The following is a 13,387-nucleotide window of genomic DNA, read 5'->3' as shown; positions in this document are numbered from 1 at the left end:
TTGCACATGCCGGAGGTTATAATGGCAAGAAATCCCAAGATCACATTTATCGGAGCTGGCTCCACCGTCTTCATGAAGAACATCGTCGGCGACGTGCTGCAGCGCCCGGCGCTGTCGGGTGCGACCATCGCCTTGATGGACATCAATCCGCAGCGCCTTGAAGAAAGCGCCATCGTTGTCAACAAGCTGATCTCGACGCTTGGCGTCAAGGCCAAGGCGGAGACCTATTCAGACCAGCGCAAGGCCCTGGCTGGCGCCGACTTCGTCGTCGTCGCCTTCCAGATCGGCGGCTACGAGCCCTGCACCGTGACCGACTTCGAAGTCCCGAAGAAATACGGCCTGCGCCAGACGATTGCCGATACACTTGGCGTTGGCGGCATCATGCGGGGCCTGCGAACAGTGCCGCATCTCTGGAAGATCTGCGAGGACATGCTCGCTGTCTGCCCCGAGGCGATCATGCTGCAATATGTCAACCCGATGGCGATCAATACCTGGGCGATCGCGGAAAAATATCCCACGATCAGGCAGGTCGGCCTCTGCCACTCCGTGCAGGGCACGGCAATGGAACTGGCCCACGACCTCGACATTCCCTACGAGGACATCCGTTACCGCTCGGCCGGCATCAATCACATGGCCTTCTATCTGAAATTCGAGCATCGCCAGCCAGATGGCTCCTACAAGGATCTCTATCCGGATCTCGTGCGCGCCTATCGCGAAGGCCGTGCGCCGAAGCCCGGCTGGAACCCGCGTTGCCCGAACAAGGTCCGTTACGAGATGCTGACCCGTCTCGGCTACTTTGTCACTGAAAGCTCGGAGCATTTTGCCGAATATACGCCTTACTTCATCAAGGAGGGCCGCGAGGATCTGATCGAGAAGTTCGGCATTCCGCTCGACGAATATCCGAAGCGCTGCATCGAACAGATCGAGCGCTGGAAGGGGCAGGCAGAGGCCTACCGTTCGGCCGACAAGATCGAGGTCAAGCAGTCGAAGGAATACGCGTCCTCGATCATCAATTCGGTATGGACGGGTGAGCCATCCGTCATCTACGGCAACGTCCGCAACAATGGCTGCATCACCTCGCTGCCGTCCAATTGCGCCGCCGAAGTGCCGTGCCTCGTTGATGCATCCGGCATCCAGCCGACGTTCATCGGCAACCTGCCGCCGCAGCTCACGGCACTCATGCGCACCAACATCAATGTCCAGGAGCTGACGGTCCAGGCGCTGATGACAGAAAATCGCGAGCACATCTACCATGCCGCCATGATGGACCCTCATACAGCGGCCGAACTCGACCTCGACCAGATCTGGTCGATGGTGGACGAACTGCTGGCCGCCCACGGTGACTGGTTGCCTGCATGGGCGCGCACCGGCCGCAAGGTTCAGGCCGCCTGACCATCTCTCTCCCGGTCACGGCCCCAGGAAGTCCCGCGGCATCGCCGCGGGACTTTTGCTATCGGGCACATAAAGTCGGCGGCCTGATTGATTAAATCAATATCTCTGATATAGAACCAATTGTGTAATCTTTTCCTGTGCCGATCGGAGCCCCATGAGCCGCAGCTTCCTTGTCGTCGACCCCGAAGAGGGTATGCCTATCCTCAAGGGACTGGCATCGCCGGCTCGCGTGGCGGTGTTGAAGCTTCTGCACGAGAAGGGCGCGCTCAACGTCAACGAAATAGCTGATATCCTTGATCTGCCGCAATCCAGCGTGTCGACCAACGTCCAGGTGTTGGAAGAGGCGGGGCTTATCCACACGGAAACCCAGAAGGCCCGCAAGGGCAATCAGAAGGTCTGCCGCAGCGTTTATGACGAGATCCTGGTGGTCTTCAAGAATGATATCAAGGAAACTGAACCAGACGCGATCGAGGTATCGATGCCGCTTGGTCTCTATACGAGCTTCGAGGTGACGGCGCCTTGCGGACTTTGCTCGGCCGACGGCATCATCGGGTTGCTCGATGTGCCGAATACCTTCCTTGATCCCGACCGCATGAAGGCGGGGCTCATCTGGTTCACACGCGGGCATGTTGAATATCAGTTTCCCAACAATGCGCGATTGACGAATACCAGCATCCGCGAAATCGAGTTCCTGATGGAGCTAAGCTCCGAGGTTCCCGGTACCAGCGCCGACTGGCCCTCCGACATAACCCTGACGGTCAACGGGGCTGATATCGGAACCTGGACGTCTCCGGGTGATTTTGGCGACAAACGCGGTGTATTCACCCCGGATTGGTGGAAGCTGAAGGGATCGCAGTACGGCAAGTTGAAGAACTTCCGCATCAACGATGACGGCGCCTTCGTCGATGGATTGCGCATCTCCGAGGTCACGCTCGCTGACCTGAAGCTCGACGAACACCATTCGATCCGCTTGCGCATCGGTGTGCGCGACAACGCCAAACATCCTGGCGGCATCAACATCTTCGGGCGCGGATTCGGCAATTACGACCAGGACATTCTGCTGCGTCTCAAGACTCGGTAAGTCTGTCCGATTTTCTGCTTTTTGGTCTTGACCACGCCCCGGGCTTCCGCTTTATTAATCTCAAATTGTGATACAAATCACAAATGACGATACAGTGGAGGATCTCATGAAGGCCGCGGTTACAGCGCACAGCAAATACACGATCTCGGACATCGACCCGCGCCTTTACGGCTCGTTCATCGAGCATCTCGGTCGGGCCGTCTATACGGGCATCTACGAGCCGGATCATGCGACCGCCGACGAGAACGGCATGCGCCGGGACGTCATCGATCTCGTCAAGGAATTGAATGTTCCGATCGTACGCTATCCCGGCGGCAATTTCGTCTCGGCCTACAACTGGGAAGACGGTATCGGCCCCAAGGAAGACCGTCCGACCCGCCTCGACCTTGCCTGGCATACATCCGAAAGCAACCAGGTCGGCATCCACGAATTCGCCGAGTGGTGTGTCTCGGCGAATACGGAGATGATGCTGGCCGTCAACCTCGGTTCGCGTGGCCTCGACGAGGCGCGCAACTTCCTCGAATATGTCAATCATTCTGGCGGCAGCGAGTGGAGTGACAAGCGCATTGCCAACGGACGAAAGGAGCCCTGGGACGTCAAGCTCTGGTGCCTCGGCAACGAAATGGACGGGCCCTGGCAGATCGGCCACAAGACGGCGGACGAATATGGCCGTCTGGCACATGAAACCGCCAAGGCCATGCGCGCCTTTGACAGCTCCCTCGAACTCGTCGTCTGCGGCTCGTCCAACGCACACATGCCGACCTATCCGGAGTGGGAGGCAACCGTCCTCGACCACACCTACAATGAGGTCGACTACATCTCGCTGCACATGTACTTCGAAAACCGCGCCAAGAATACGGCCAACTATCTCGCCCGCAGCATCGAGCTGGACAACTACATCGGCACGGTCGCAGGCGTCATCGATTACGTCAAGGCGAAGAAGCGCTCGTCAAGGAACGTCTATATTTCCTTCGACGAGTGGAACGTCTGGTACCACTCCAAGGAGCGCGACAAGGCAACGCTTGCCGGCGCCAATGGCTGGCCGCATGCGCCGGCCCTTCTGGAGGACGACTACAACTTCGAGGACGTGCTCCAGGTTGGCTGCATTCTCAACACCTTCATCAATCGCGCCGATGTCGTCAAAATTGCCTGCCTGGCGCAGCTCATCAACGTCATTGCACCGATCATGACGGTCCCTGGCGGCCCGGCGTGGCGTCAGACGATCTTCTATCCCTACTATTTCGCTTCCGTCTACGGGCGTGGAACTGCGCTGAAACTGATGGTCGATAGCCCCACCTACAAGGTCGACGACCTTGGAGATGTGCCCTACCTCGACGTATCGGCGGTCCATGATGCGGACAAGAAGACGGTGACCTTCTTCATCGTCAACCGCCACGGAACCGAGACGCTCGATCTCGATGCGAGCCTGCTCGAATTCGGCGCCTTGCGGGTCATCGACGATCAGGTCGTGGCCCATGCCGATCTCAACATCACCAATACCGCCGACAAGCCCGACAACGTCGTGGCGAAGGCCGTCACGGGCACCAGCTTTGCCGATGGCAAGCTCAGCGCCAGGATCGCGCCGCTCTCCTACAGGATGATCCGCCTGCAGGCATAATATAAATCCGCTTTGCTGATACATATCAAACGATGTGTTGACAAAGCAATTGTATGATTTAACGTCAGCGCACCGGTTTTGACGTGCCACTGGGAGGAAGAGATGGGAGCGACAGCTTCTGTTCTGGCACTATCACTGACTGAGGGGCATTCGCCGATAAAAGCGGATGCATACTCGTTCTCAGCATGCCTGCCATGTGTCCATATCGGTTTTTCGGGTTCTGACTGCAATCCAGGAGCAGCCGGATGACCGCGAATATCGAAATCCAGAATGTCACCAAGCGCTACGGCTCGATGACCGTCCTCGACGGTCTGTCGCTGTCGATCAAGGCCAACGAGTTCATGGTCTTCCTGGGGCCATCGGGCTGCGGAAAATCGACGCTGTTGCGCATGATCGCGGGGCTGGAAAGCGTGGATGACGGCACGATCTCCATCAATGGCGAGCGCATCGACACGTTGCCGCCCGGTCAACGCGACATCGCCATGGTGTTCCAGTCCTATGCGCTTTACCCGCATATGACGGTGGCCGACAACATGGCCTTCGGACTGCGCAACATCAACGTATCGAGCGATGTGATCTCGAAGCGAATTGCAGAAGCAGCCCGCATGCTCGAGATCGGCCACCTCCTGGAGCGCAAGCCCGGCCAGCTGTCCGGCGGCCAGCGCCAGCGCGTCGCCATTGGCCGCGCCATCGTCAAGGAACCGAAGGCGTTCCTCTTCGACGAACCGCTGTCCAACCTCGATGCGGCGTTGCGCGTTCGCACCCGCGTCGAGCTCGCCCAGCTGCGCAATCGGGTGAGATCGACGATGATCTTCGTGACGCATGACCAGATCGAGGCAATGACGCTCGCCGACCGCATTGTCGTCATGAACAATCGCAAGATCGAACAGATCGGCACGCCGATGGAGATCTACTCGCGCCCGGCCAGCCGTTTCGTCGCCACTTTTGTCGGCTCTCCGACCATGAACTTCCTGACCGTCGCCCTGTCGGAAGAAAACGGTTTCCTGCGCGCAAGGCTTCCCGACGGCACGCAACTTCAGACCGCCATCCGCGCAGCGGGGGTCAAGGGTGGCGAGTACTCGCTGGGCATTCGTGCAGAGGCCGTCAAGCGCGCCAACGGCGTTGCTGCGACGACGACGGGCAAGGTGGATGTCCTCGAGCGTCTTGGTGATCGCACCCTTCTTTATACGCGCCTCAAGGATGGCAGCGTCGTCATCGCCGAGGACATCGGCAACAGCCGCGTGGCAATCGGCGACGAGGTGGGGCTGACGCTCGACGGGACGCGCACGCATCTCTTCGATGATGCCGGTCACGCCTGGCACAATGAGGAGGCCGGTCATGGCTGAGGCGGCACTCGATCGTGCCGCGGCGACGGTTACGGCCGCCGAACGGCGCAACATCCAGAACATCAATGCGCCGCAATGGCGCAATGCCCTCTTCGTCGCGCCATATCTCCTCGTCTTCGTGGCCCTTCTCGTCGTGCCGCTCTTCTGGGGTATCTGGCTGAGCCTGCACAAGGCGGACGCCTTTGGCGTCGGCAAGTTTGTCGGCCTGACCAACTATATCCGCCTCTATAACGACCGCATCTTCCTGCAGGCGATCGGCAACACCTTCTATTTCGTCTTCCTGACGGTGCCGGCGCTCGCGATCATCGGCCTGATGCTGGCGCTGGCGCTCAACCGCCGCACCCGCACCGCCGCCGTGCTGCGCGCCTTCTATTTTTCCTCTTCCGTTCTTTCGGTGACGATCGTGACGCTGATCTGGCGGATCGTCTTCATCGGCAATTTCGGTTTGCTGGCGACGATCTACGGCTGGTTCGGGGCGACTGCGCCCGCTTTTCTCTCTGATCCGCGGCTTGCCATGATCGGCATTGCGATCGCCACCGTCTGGTGGTGCATTGGCCTGCCGATGATGCTCTTCCTTTCGGCGCTGCAGCAGGTGCCCGGCGAGATCTACGAGGCGGCGGCCCTCGACAATGCCAGCCGCTGGCGCACGCTCTGGTACATCACGCTGCCCTCGATCAAGCGCACCTTCGTGCTCGTCGTCATCATCCAGATCGTCTTGCAGTTCCAGCTCTTCGGCCAGGCGCGGCTGATGACGAACGGTGGCCCCAACAACGTCTCCAAGCCGGTCGTCCTCTACATCTACGAGGCCGCTTTCACCAAGTGGGACCTCGGGCTCGGTGCTGCCGCTTCCGAAGTCCTGTTCATGATGATCCTGATTGCCGCCATGGCGCAGTACATCGCCACGCGGCGCAAGGGAGAAGAGGGATGAGCGGATCTGTCTCGGGCAATATCGTCGGCCGCACCTTGGGTGACCGTATCATCCTCGGCCTGGTGATCGCGCTGGCCCTCGTCATGGTGGCGCCGGTGGTCTGGGTGGTGGCGCTCTCCGTGAAGGACAACAAGGAGCTCATGCTGGACATGAACTCCGTCTTCCGTGCGCCCTATACGATCAAGAACTATATCGATGTCATCGGCACCTCCTCGGTTTTCCGCTGGGTGTTAAACAGCACCATCGTTGCGGGCGGCCTGACGCTCGCGACGCTGGTCCTTTCCTCGCTTGCCGGCTATGGCTTCGCGCGGTTGAACTTTCCTTACCGCAACGTGCTCTTCGTCATCGTGCTGCTCGGCCTTGCCGTGCCGGAACAGGCCGTGCTGATTGCCCGCCAGCAGATCTTTGGCTGGCTGAAGCTTCACAATACCTATCCGGGGCTGATCCTGCCGGGGCTTTCGGCACCCTTCGGCGTCTTCCTGATGACGCAGTATTTTCGCGCCATCCCCAAGGAGCTGGACGAGGCGGCCCTGCTCGACAACGCCAGCCGCTTCAAGATCTTCTGGAAGGTGCTCTTGCCGCTCACCATTCCGGCGCAGGCAACGCTTGGCATCTTCACCTTCTTCAGCGCCTGGAATGACTATCTCTGGCCGCTGATCTCAGGCACCCGCAAGGAAATGTTCACGCTGACCGTCGGGATCGCCTCGACCCAGATGAATTTCGCGCAGTCGCAAGGTCTCGGCTTCCTGATGTCCCAGGCAGTCTTCGCCAGCGCGCCGATCCTGATCCTTTACCTGTTCTTCCAGAAATACATCGTGACGGCCGTATCCGGCACCGCCGTGCGCTAGGGCTGGCGACAGAGACCACGTTTTAAGTGCAACCGGCTCCCGAGGAGGGGGCTCACGTCAAGGGGTGGGGAACCCCAAAGAGGAGGAGTTGGAATGACGCATACTTTCAGAAAATACATGCTTGCGGCGGCCTCGGTGATTGCCCTTGCCGGCGCAAGCCCGGCTTTTGCGGCCACCGAACTGACGGTTCAGCGCTTCTTCGGCGCGTGCGATGCCGACTTCGGCACCAATACCGATGTCAGCAAGGCTGTCGGGGAATGCGGTATCATCACCTCGCTTATCAACAAGTTCAACGCGGACAATCCGGATGTGCATGTGACGGTGACGACCGTCGAATGGCCGGGTTATGACCAGCTGACGGCACAGTTCGCTGCCGGCGACCCGCCGGATATCGTTACTATCCACCAGTCGGTACTGGCTGACTATCAGTCCAAGGGCCTGCTGATGCCGCTGGACGACGTCCTGAAGTCCGTTGGCGTTGCGTCTTCCGACTTCACCGATGCCAGCTTGAACGGCGTGACCAAGGACGGCAAGATCTACGGTCTGCCGATCGACAACTGGACCATGCTGTACCACATCAACTTGGACCTTTTCAAAAAGGCCGATCTCCTCAACGCCGACGGCACGCCGAAGTTGCCGACCAGCGTTGATGAACTCATGGCTCAGGCCAAGCAGTTCAAGGAAAAGACCGGCAAGCCATACTTTGTCCAGAACCTGGCGAACGAAGTCGCGCTTTATACCCGCAATCTTTATACCTACCTGTTCCAGCAGGATTCGAACTTCTTTGCCGATCCGAAGCAGGTGAAGATCAATACGCCCGAGGCCAAGAAAGTCCTCGAGATGTACAAGGCGATCTACGACAACGGTTACACCACCAAGGATCTCGACTATGCGGCCGGCATCAACGCCTTCCTCGCAGGCGAGGGCGGCGTTCACCTGAACGGCACCTGGGTCATCGGTGACTATACGGCATCTTCCGAAAAGGCAGGTACCGCGCTGAACGCCGGCGGCTATGCGGTTTATCCCTATCCGCAGCTCTTCCCGGGCAAGAAGGCGCAATATGCCGACGGCCACAGCTGGGCAGTGTCGCAGAAGGATCGCAGCGACGAGCAGACAGCTGCCATCGGCAAGTTCCTGAAGTTCTTCCACGACAACGACTTCGACTGGTCGCGGACCGGCCACCTGCCAGCTGTCAAGGCGGTTCTGGCTTCCGATCAGTTCAAGGCTCTGCCGCATCGTGACACGATTTCGGCAATCGCCACGCTCGGCACGCCGCTGCCGTCGACCGTCCAGCGCCAGTTTGCGATCCAGGACATTATCGGCCAGGAAATGAGTGCTGCGATTACCGGTCAGAAGGAGATCGATGCAGCGCTCACCGATATGGAACAGCGCATCAACGAGTTGCTCGCCAACATCTGAGGCTTATTCTCCCAAGCCAACATAGCAAATGCCCGCCGCGCGCTCCGCGGCGGGCATTTGCAGTTGAAGGGGACTGGTTGGAGATATGCCGGTCTCAGCGCCGTTTGTCGCCGTCAAAGAAAAGCAGCAGGAAAAGCCCGCAAAGCCCTGCTGCAGCGCCGATGATTGCCGTTCCGGAATAGCCGCTGACGCCAGTGCCGATCGCAAAGAGAAGGGCGCTCAACCCCGCGCTGACAAAGATGTTGACGGATATCAGCGCACTGCCAAGGCCCGGCCGCTCGGCGATCAGATCCTGCAGGTAGGTGATCGGAATGCTTATGAGTGCTGCCGCCCCGACACCGCTGATGAGGGTCAAGGCATAGACATGCCATGGCGCGGAGGCAAAGCCGAGCAGCAGAAGGTACACGACATAGATGATCGTGCCGATCGCCAGCGCCGTAACGTGGCTCATGATCCGTTGGGCACGGCCCCAGACGACGATGAAGACCACCTCGAGCAGGGCAACGATGCCAACCAGGATCCCGATATCGCCGACCGTCCCGTGTGCGGGGCCTGTAACGATCAGTGGCAGGATGGCACCGTTCACGTGAAGGGTGCTGCTGATGAGCGCCACCGCGATCACGCGGACGAAGACGCGAGGTGAGATGACTTCTGCGAGTGCAGCAAGATAGGAAAGATGATGCGTGGCTGCATTGTCGGTTCCGCTCTGGCGTGGCAGGAACGCGGCGATCAGGCAGAGGCACACCAGGCAGGCAAGGCTTGCGAAGAGATAGGCGGGCAGCATGCTTGTTGACCGCGACAGGAGTATACCGACAAACCCTGGGACCAGCACCCAGGAGAGTGAAATCATTGCTCTCACGCCCGAGTTTACCGTCGCCACGTCACCGCGTGGCATCCCGTTGGTGGTGGCGCGCACGTTGGCAAAGAGCAGGGAATTGAGCGCATTGTAGATTGGCAGGAACAACAGCGCACTGAGGACAAAGGTTGCCTGTGCCGGAAAGACGTAGACCGCGCCATAGCCGAAGATGCCGAACACGGCGACCGACAGCATCAGCCTGCGGAACTCACCAAGTCTGTCCGCAAGATTGCCGAGCAGGATGCTGACGGTGACATTGACGGCTGCAGCAGCAAAGATCAGCGCCGAGTAGAGGCCATTGCTCAGGCCAAGCTCGCGGATCGCGATGACCGCTTGATATGGCGAGGTCGCCGCGCCGGCAAAGCCAAAGGCGAAGATCGCAAGCATGCTGACCCGAACTGTCGGGTTGCGGAATACATCAGGCAGAAAACGGGTCATGATGGGTCGAGGGAAGGAAATCAACCGGCGATGCGGATCGAGACGCCTTAACAGGTTCGACGCGAGGTCGAAACCTGCCAGGAAAAAAATCAGTCTTTCCAGCGCGCCGAAAGGCGTGCCTGCGGCGTATAGGCAAAGTCGCGGTCAAAGGGAAAGACCGGCCGGATGCGTCGGTTGCTCACCAGGGCTTCGATGTCCTGGTTCACCACCCCCTCAGTCAGCGCCATCAGGTTCGGGTTGGCGATCGGCGCAAGTTCCGGAGAGAGGTAGCCCGACTTTACCACCAGCATGCGCACTGACTTTGGATCGAGCCCAAGGCGCGTGAAATCGGCGATGTTGTGATAGGGCCGTCGGCGGGCAGCAAGCACGACCGTGATCCCTCCGGTCCGCACCACCGCCTGACGCTCGTCAAAGGCGCCGGGATCATCGAGGAAGACAACCTCTGCTTCCACCTGGACAGGCGAGCTCGACGGGTCAAGCGTCGCACCGATATCGAGCCCGATCCTTGCGCTCTTGCCGGCGGCAAAGCACGCCTCGACAGCCGGCCGGTCCGTAATGCCGGCAAGCAGCGCCCCGTCAAACCGCCGCTCCAGCAAAGCCTTGAGCACATCAGCGCGATCCCCGACACCGCCGCCTGTCGGATTGTCGGCGGAATCCGCAAGGATCACAGGCGCTGTGGAGGCTTCCTCCGCCAACTCAAGCATCTGTTCGAGCGGGCCGGTCACCGGCCCAAAAACAAAGTTTTCCCGCGCATTCCAATAGGATGCGGCGATCTCTTCAACTGCCCGTGCCGCCGTCTGTCTGTCGGTCGCTGTGACAACCGCGCAGGCGCCCGCCCGCGGTTCGTCCGCCCAGACATAGCCGATCATCAGATTTGCATCGAGAATGCCGGCGCGCCGGTCGATGTCGGGCAGCGCCTTGTAAAGGCTTCTTGCAGGCTCGTCCTCGGTCGAGGTTCGCTCGCCCGGCCAGAGCACCGGCACCGGTGCCCAGGCTACACCGGGTCGTCTGCCGGATCTCAAGGCGTCCACAAGCATCGACCAGGCACGTATCATAGTGTCCCTGACGTCGATGTGCGGTGCGGTGCGATAGGCCGCGAATATGTCGAGTTGGTCGACAATCTTCTGACTGACATTGCCATGCAAATCATAGCTTGCAGCGACCACGCAGTCCGGACCGACGACGGAGCGGGCCGCCGCGATCCAGTCGCCTTCGGCATCCTCAATGCCCTCGACATTCATGGCGCCATGCATTGCAAGGTAAAGCCCGTCGACCGGCAGGACAGCCTTCAATCGATCAAGAAACTCCGCCTTGAACGCCTCATATGCAACAGCCGAAACCGGGCCACCGGGCACGGCGCGTGCGTGAAGTAGCGGGAGATGTTCAACCCCTTCCGCATCGAGAAAACTGAAATAATCGGAAGCAAGGAGATCGGCCGCACGCAGGACGCGAAAATCGTCGACCGCCATCAGCACCGGCGAATAGGTGCTGCATTCCGTATGAATTCCGCCAACCGCAATCCGCATCGCCGGCCTCACAGTTTTGGGCTAAGGGGAACGATCGCGGCGAAGCGATGCCAGTCCTTCATCGCCCGCGGCGTCCACGCCGCCTCGGCAATTGCCGGCAACCGTGGGAAGACCAGCCGGTTGAAATAGCCGCGCGACAGAAAGTGTTCCGACCAGATACAGGCCTGAACGCCCTTCATCCTGTCCTTCAGTTCCTCCGGAAATTCACCTTCTGCCTCATAGGCATAGGTGTGGGCCGGCGGCACTGTCCCGGCCCAGCTTGCACCGGGCTCCTGAAAGGCCTCCGCCTGCACCATGTCGAGATAGTAGGCCTGGCCAGGGGTCATGACGACCTCGTAGCCTTGCCTGGCGAGATCGATCCCGACCTGCGGGTTCTCCCAAGCCATCAACAACGTGTCTGCGGCGGCGACACCGCCGCCATGGGCCACTTCGTTCCAACCGGCCAGTTTGCGACCACGCGCGCTCAACATGTCCTTCACGCGCTTGAGGAAATAGGATTGTAGCGCAAACGTTCCTGAAATCCCTTCCTTCTCCATCAGCGCCTTGGCAAGCGGGGAGGCAAGCCACGAGCCGTTCGCCACCTCGTCACCACCGATGTGGAGATAGGAAGAGGGGAAAAGCTCGACCATCTCGTCGAGCACGTTCTCGAGGAATTCGTAGGTCCCTGGCACGGCTGGATTGAGTGCGTTGTTCGGATAGCCCTGCACGGAGTGATAGCTGTCTGGCGCCTCCTGTCCGTCGGACAGATCAGGCAGCGCCGTCAAGGTGGCCGTGCTGTGGCCCGGAATATCGATTTCGGGGATGATCTCGACGTTCAAGCTCGCAGCGTGAGCGACAATGTCGCGAACGTCCTCCTGGGAATAAAAGCCGCCAACCGGTTCGGCACTGTTGCCGAGTTGAGGCAGGAGCGGCTCATCGGGCCCCCGCAAGACGCCTGTCGTCGTCAGTTCCGGATAGGCCTTGATCTCAAGCCGCCATGCCTCATCGTCAGTCAGATGCCAATGGAAGATGTTGACCTTCAACCAGGCAAGGATGTCGATCAGGCGTTTGATATCAGCGACCGGATAGAACTGCCTGGAAACGTCGAGATGGCACCCCCGCCAACCGTATCGCGGCTTGTCGGAAATTGTCCCGGAGACGGGAAAGCGGAACGTCTGTGGATGGCTGCGGGCGCCATGCAGGAGTTGCGAAAGCGAAGTCAGCCCGTATTGACGTCCGGCAGCATCGGCAAAGGATAGCGTGATCGTCGCGGGCGAGAAGACAAGCTTGTAGCCTTCCGGGGCTATCGTCGGATCAACCGAAAACTGCAGGGCCTGGCCCTGCGGCGAGGCCACGAGATTGAAAGGCGCGTGGTCGCTCTCAAAGAGGCGCCGGCAGAGCGAAAGGGCAGTTGAGACGGCGCGCACGTCGTCAGCCGAGGATCCTTGCGCGGGATAAAGAACGACAGGAAAGCTATCGCCGGGCCTGGCGTCGATTTCTGCCGGCCATGGCTGCAACGAGAATGGAAGCGTGAGCCTGCCTTCCGGGAGAAGCATCGGCGGCGGTTCATTGACGCGACCTTCAAGCAGCAGATCGGACACGGTAACCGTGACATGCTGGCCATCAGCCAGCGTCACATAGGCGGACTTGGCGCCATCGGTGCAGTGGCGCGCGGGCCTGTGCAGACCACTGACGGTGAAAGTCCAGCCCTTGCCCGGTTCGAGGACGAAGTCGGTTGGCGGTGCAAACTCGTGAAAATTGGCATTGCGGCGCACAAAGGTGGCATTCTCGCAGGCCTTGGCATCGATGACACGCGTCAGCGAGGTGTAGACCAGCGTGAAGCCGGAAAGCGCAACATCGGAAAGATTGAAAAGGGAAAAGGTAAAGCGGCCGTTCGGGCCACCATCCGGCTGCCACGAACTTTCCAGGCGATAGGGCGCCACAGTCATATCTGTT

General features: G+C 59.9%; 10 protein-coding genes. 7 read left to right on the top strand and 3 right to left on the bottom strand.

The window, feature by feature from the left end:
• Nucleotides 1-21 precede the first annotated feature (21 nt).
• The 7 genes from melA (at nt 22) to AS026_RS37610 (ending at nt 8,632) form a co-directional block, all read left to right on the top strand.
• Entirely contained in the window at nt 22-1,392 is a 1,371-nt protein-coding gene (melA, locus tag AS026_RS37640) for an alpha-glucosidase/alpha-galactosidase (RefSeq protein ID WP_018858445.1), read from the top strand.
• A 154-nt stretch (nt 1,393-1,546) separates the two neighbouring features.
• The gene (locus AS026_RS37635) at nt 1,547-2,473 is read left to right on the top strand and encodes an ArsR/SmtB family transcription factor (RefSeq protein WP_062376178.1); all 927 of its coding nucleotides are present in this window, start codon (nt 1,547-1,549) and stop codon (nt 2,471-2,473) included.
• A 106-nt stretch (nt 2,474-2,579) separates the two neighbouring features.
• Nucleotides 2,580-4,091 (top strand): arabinosylfuranosidase ArfA, encoded by a 1,512-nt coding sequence (gene arfA / locus AS026_RS37630; protein ID WP_062376176.1) that lies wholly within the window; start codon nt 2,580-2,582, stop codon nt 4,089-4,091.
• 245 nt (nt 4,092-4,336) lie between these two features.
• Nucleotides 4,337-5,437, top strand: a complete 1,101-nt coding sequence (locus tag AS026_RS37625; protein ID WP_062376174.1) for an ABC transporter ATP-binding protein — start codon at nt 4,337-4,339, stop codon at nt 5,435-5,437.
• Nucleotides 5,430-6,365, top strand: a complete 936-nt coding sequence (locus AS026_RS37620; RefSeq protein ID WP_062376172.1) for a carbohydrate ABC transporter permease — start codon at nt 5,430-5,432, stop codon at nt 6,363-6,365. The genes AS026_RS37625 and AS026_RS37620 overlap by 8 nt, the downstream gene beginning before the upstream one ends.
• Nucleotides 6,362-7,213: a carbohydrate ABC transporter permease gene (locus AS026_RS37615; RefSeq protein WP_062376170.1), complete on the top strand. Its 852-nt coding sequence runs from the start codon at nt 6,362-6,364 to the stop codon at nt 7,211-7,213. Before AS026_RS37620 ends, AS026_RS37615 begins: the two co-directional genes overlap by 4 nt.
• A 93-nt stretch (nt 7,214-7,306) precedes the next feature.
• The gene (locus AS026_RS37610; RefSeq protein WP_062376168.1) at nt 7,307-8,632 is read left to right on the top strand and encodes an extracellular solute-binding protein; all 1,326 of its coding nucleotides are present in this window, start codon (nt 7,307-7,309) and stop codon (nt 8,630-8,632) included.
• A gap of 94 nt (nt 8,633-8,726) precedes the next feature.
• Here AS026_RS37610 and AS026_RS37605 read toward each other — a convergent pair whose 3' ends face one another.
• The 3 genes from AS026_RS37605 to AS026_RS37595 form a co-directional block, all read right to left on the bottom strand.
• Nucleotides 8,727-9,926 carry an MFS transporter gene (locus AS026_RS37605; RefSeq protein ID WP_062376167.1) on the bottom strand — a complete coding sequence of 400 codons (1,200 nt, stop codon included), beginning with the start codon at nt 9,924-9,926 and terminating at the stop codon, nt 8,727-8,729.
• Nucleotides 9,927-10,015: 89 nt separating this feature from the next.
• Nucleotides 10,016-11,452 carry a M81 family metallopeptidase gene (locus AS026_RS37600; RefSeq protein ID WP_062376164.1) on the bottom strand — a complete coding sequence of 479 codons (1,437 nt, stop codon included), beginning with the start codon at nt 11,450-11,452 and terminating at the stop codon, nt 10,016-10,018.
• Between the two features lie 8 nt (nt 11,453-11,460).
• The gene (locus AS026_RS37595) at nt 11,461-13,380 is read right to left on the bottom strand and encodes a beta-N-acetylhexosaminidase (RefSeq protein ID WP_062376162.1); all 1,920 of its coding nucleotides are present in this window, start codon (nt 13,378-13,380) and stop codon (nt 11,461-11,463) included.
• Nucleotides 13,381-13,387 lie beyond the last annotated feature (7 nt).

Source organism: Rhizobium altiplani (assembly GCF_001542405.1).
GTDB lineage: Bacteria > Pseudomonadota > Alphaproteobacteria > Rhizobiales > Rhizobiaceae > Rhizobium > Rhizobium altiplani.
Note: the sequence above shows the minus strand (reverse complement) of the source record. Positions and strands in the feature narration are given on the sequence as shown.

Coding starts and splice junctions, on each gene's coding strand:
- melA (WP_018858445.1), top strand. CDS start 22: ATGGCAAGAAATCCCAAGATCACATTTATCGGAGCTGGCTCCACCGTC.
- AS026_RS37635 (WP_062376178.1), top strand. CDS start 1,547: ATGAGCCGCAGCTTCCTTGTCGTCGACCCCGAAGAGGGTATGCCTATC.
- arfA (WP_062376176.1), top strand. CDS start 2,580: ATGAAGGCCGCGGTTACAGCGCACAGCAAATACACGATCTCGGACATC.
- AS026_RS37625 (WP_062376174.1), top strand. CDS start 4,337: ATGACCGCGAATATCGAAATCCAGAATGTCACCAAGCGCTACGGCTCG.
- AS026_RS37620 (WP_062376172.1), top strand. CDS start 5,430: ATGGCTGAGGCGGCACTCGATCGTGCCGCGGCGACGGTTACGGCCGCC.
- AS026_RS37615 (WP_062376170.1), top strand. CDS start 6,362: ATGAGCGGATCTGTCTCGGGCAATATCGTCGGCCGCACCTTGGGTGAC.
- AS026_RS37610 (WP_062376168.1), top strand. CDS start 7,307: ATGACGCATACTTTCAGAAAATACATGCTTGCGGCGGCCTCGGTGATT.
- AS026_RS37605 (WP_062376167.1), bottom strand. CDS start 9,926: ATGACCCGTTTTCTGCCTGATGTATTCCGCAACCCGACAGTTCGGGTC.
- AS026_RS37600 (WP_062376164.1), bottom strand. CDS start 11,452: ATGCGGATTGCGGTTGGCGGAATTCATACGGAATGCAGCACCTATTCG.
- AS026_RS37595 (WP_062376162.1), bottom strand. CDS start 13,380: ATGACTGTGGCGCCCTATCGCCTGGAAAGTTCGTGGCAGCCGGATGGT.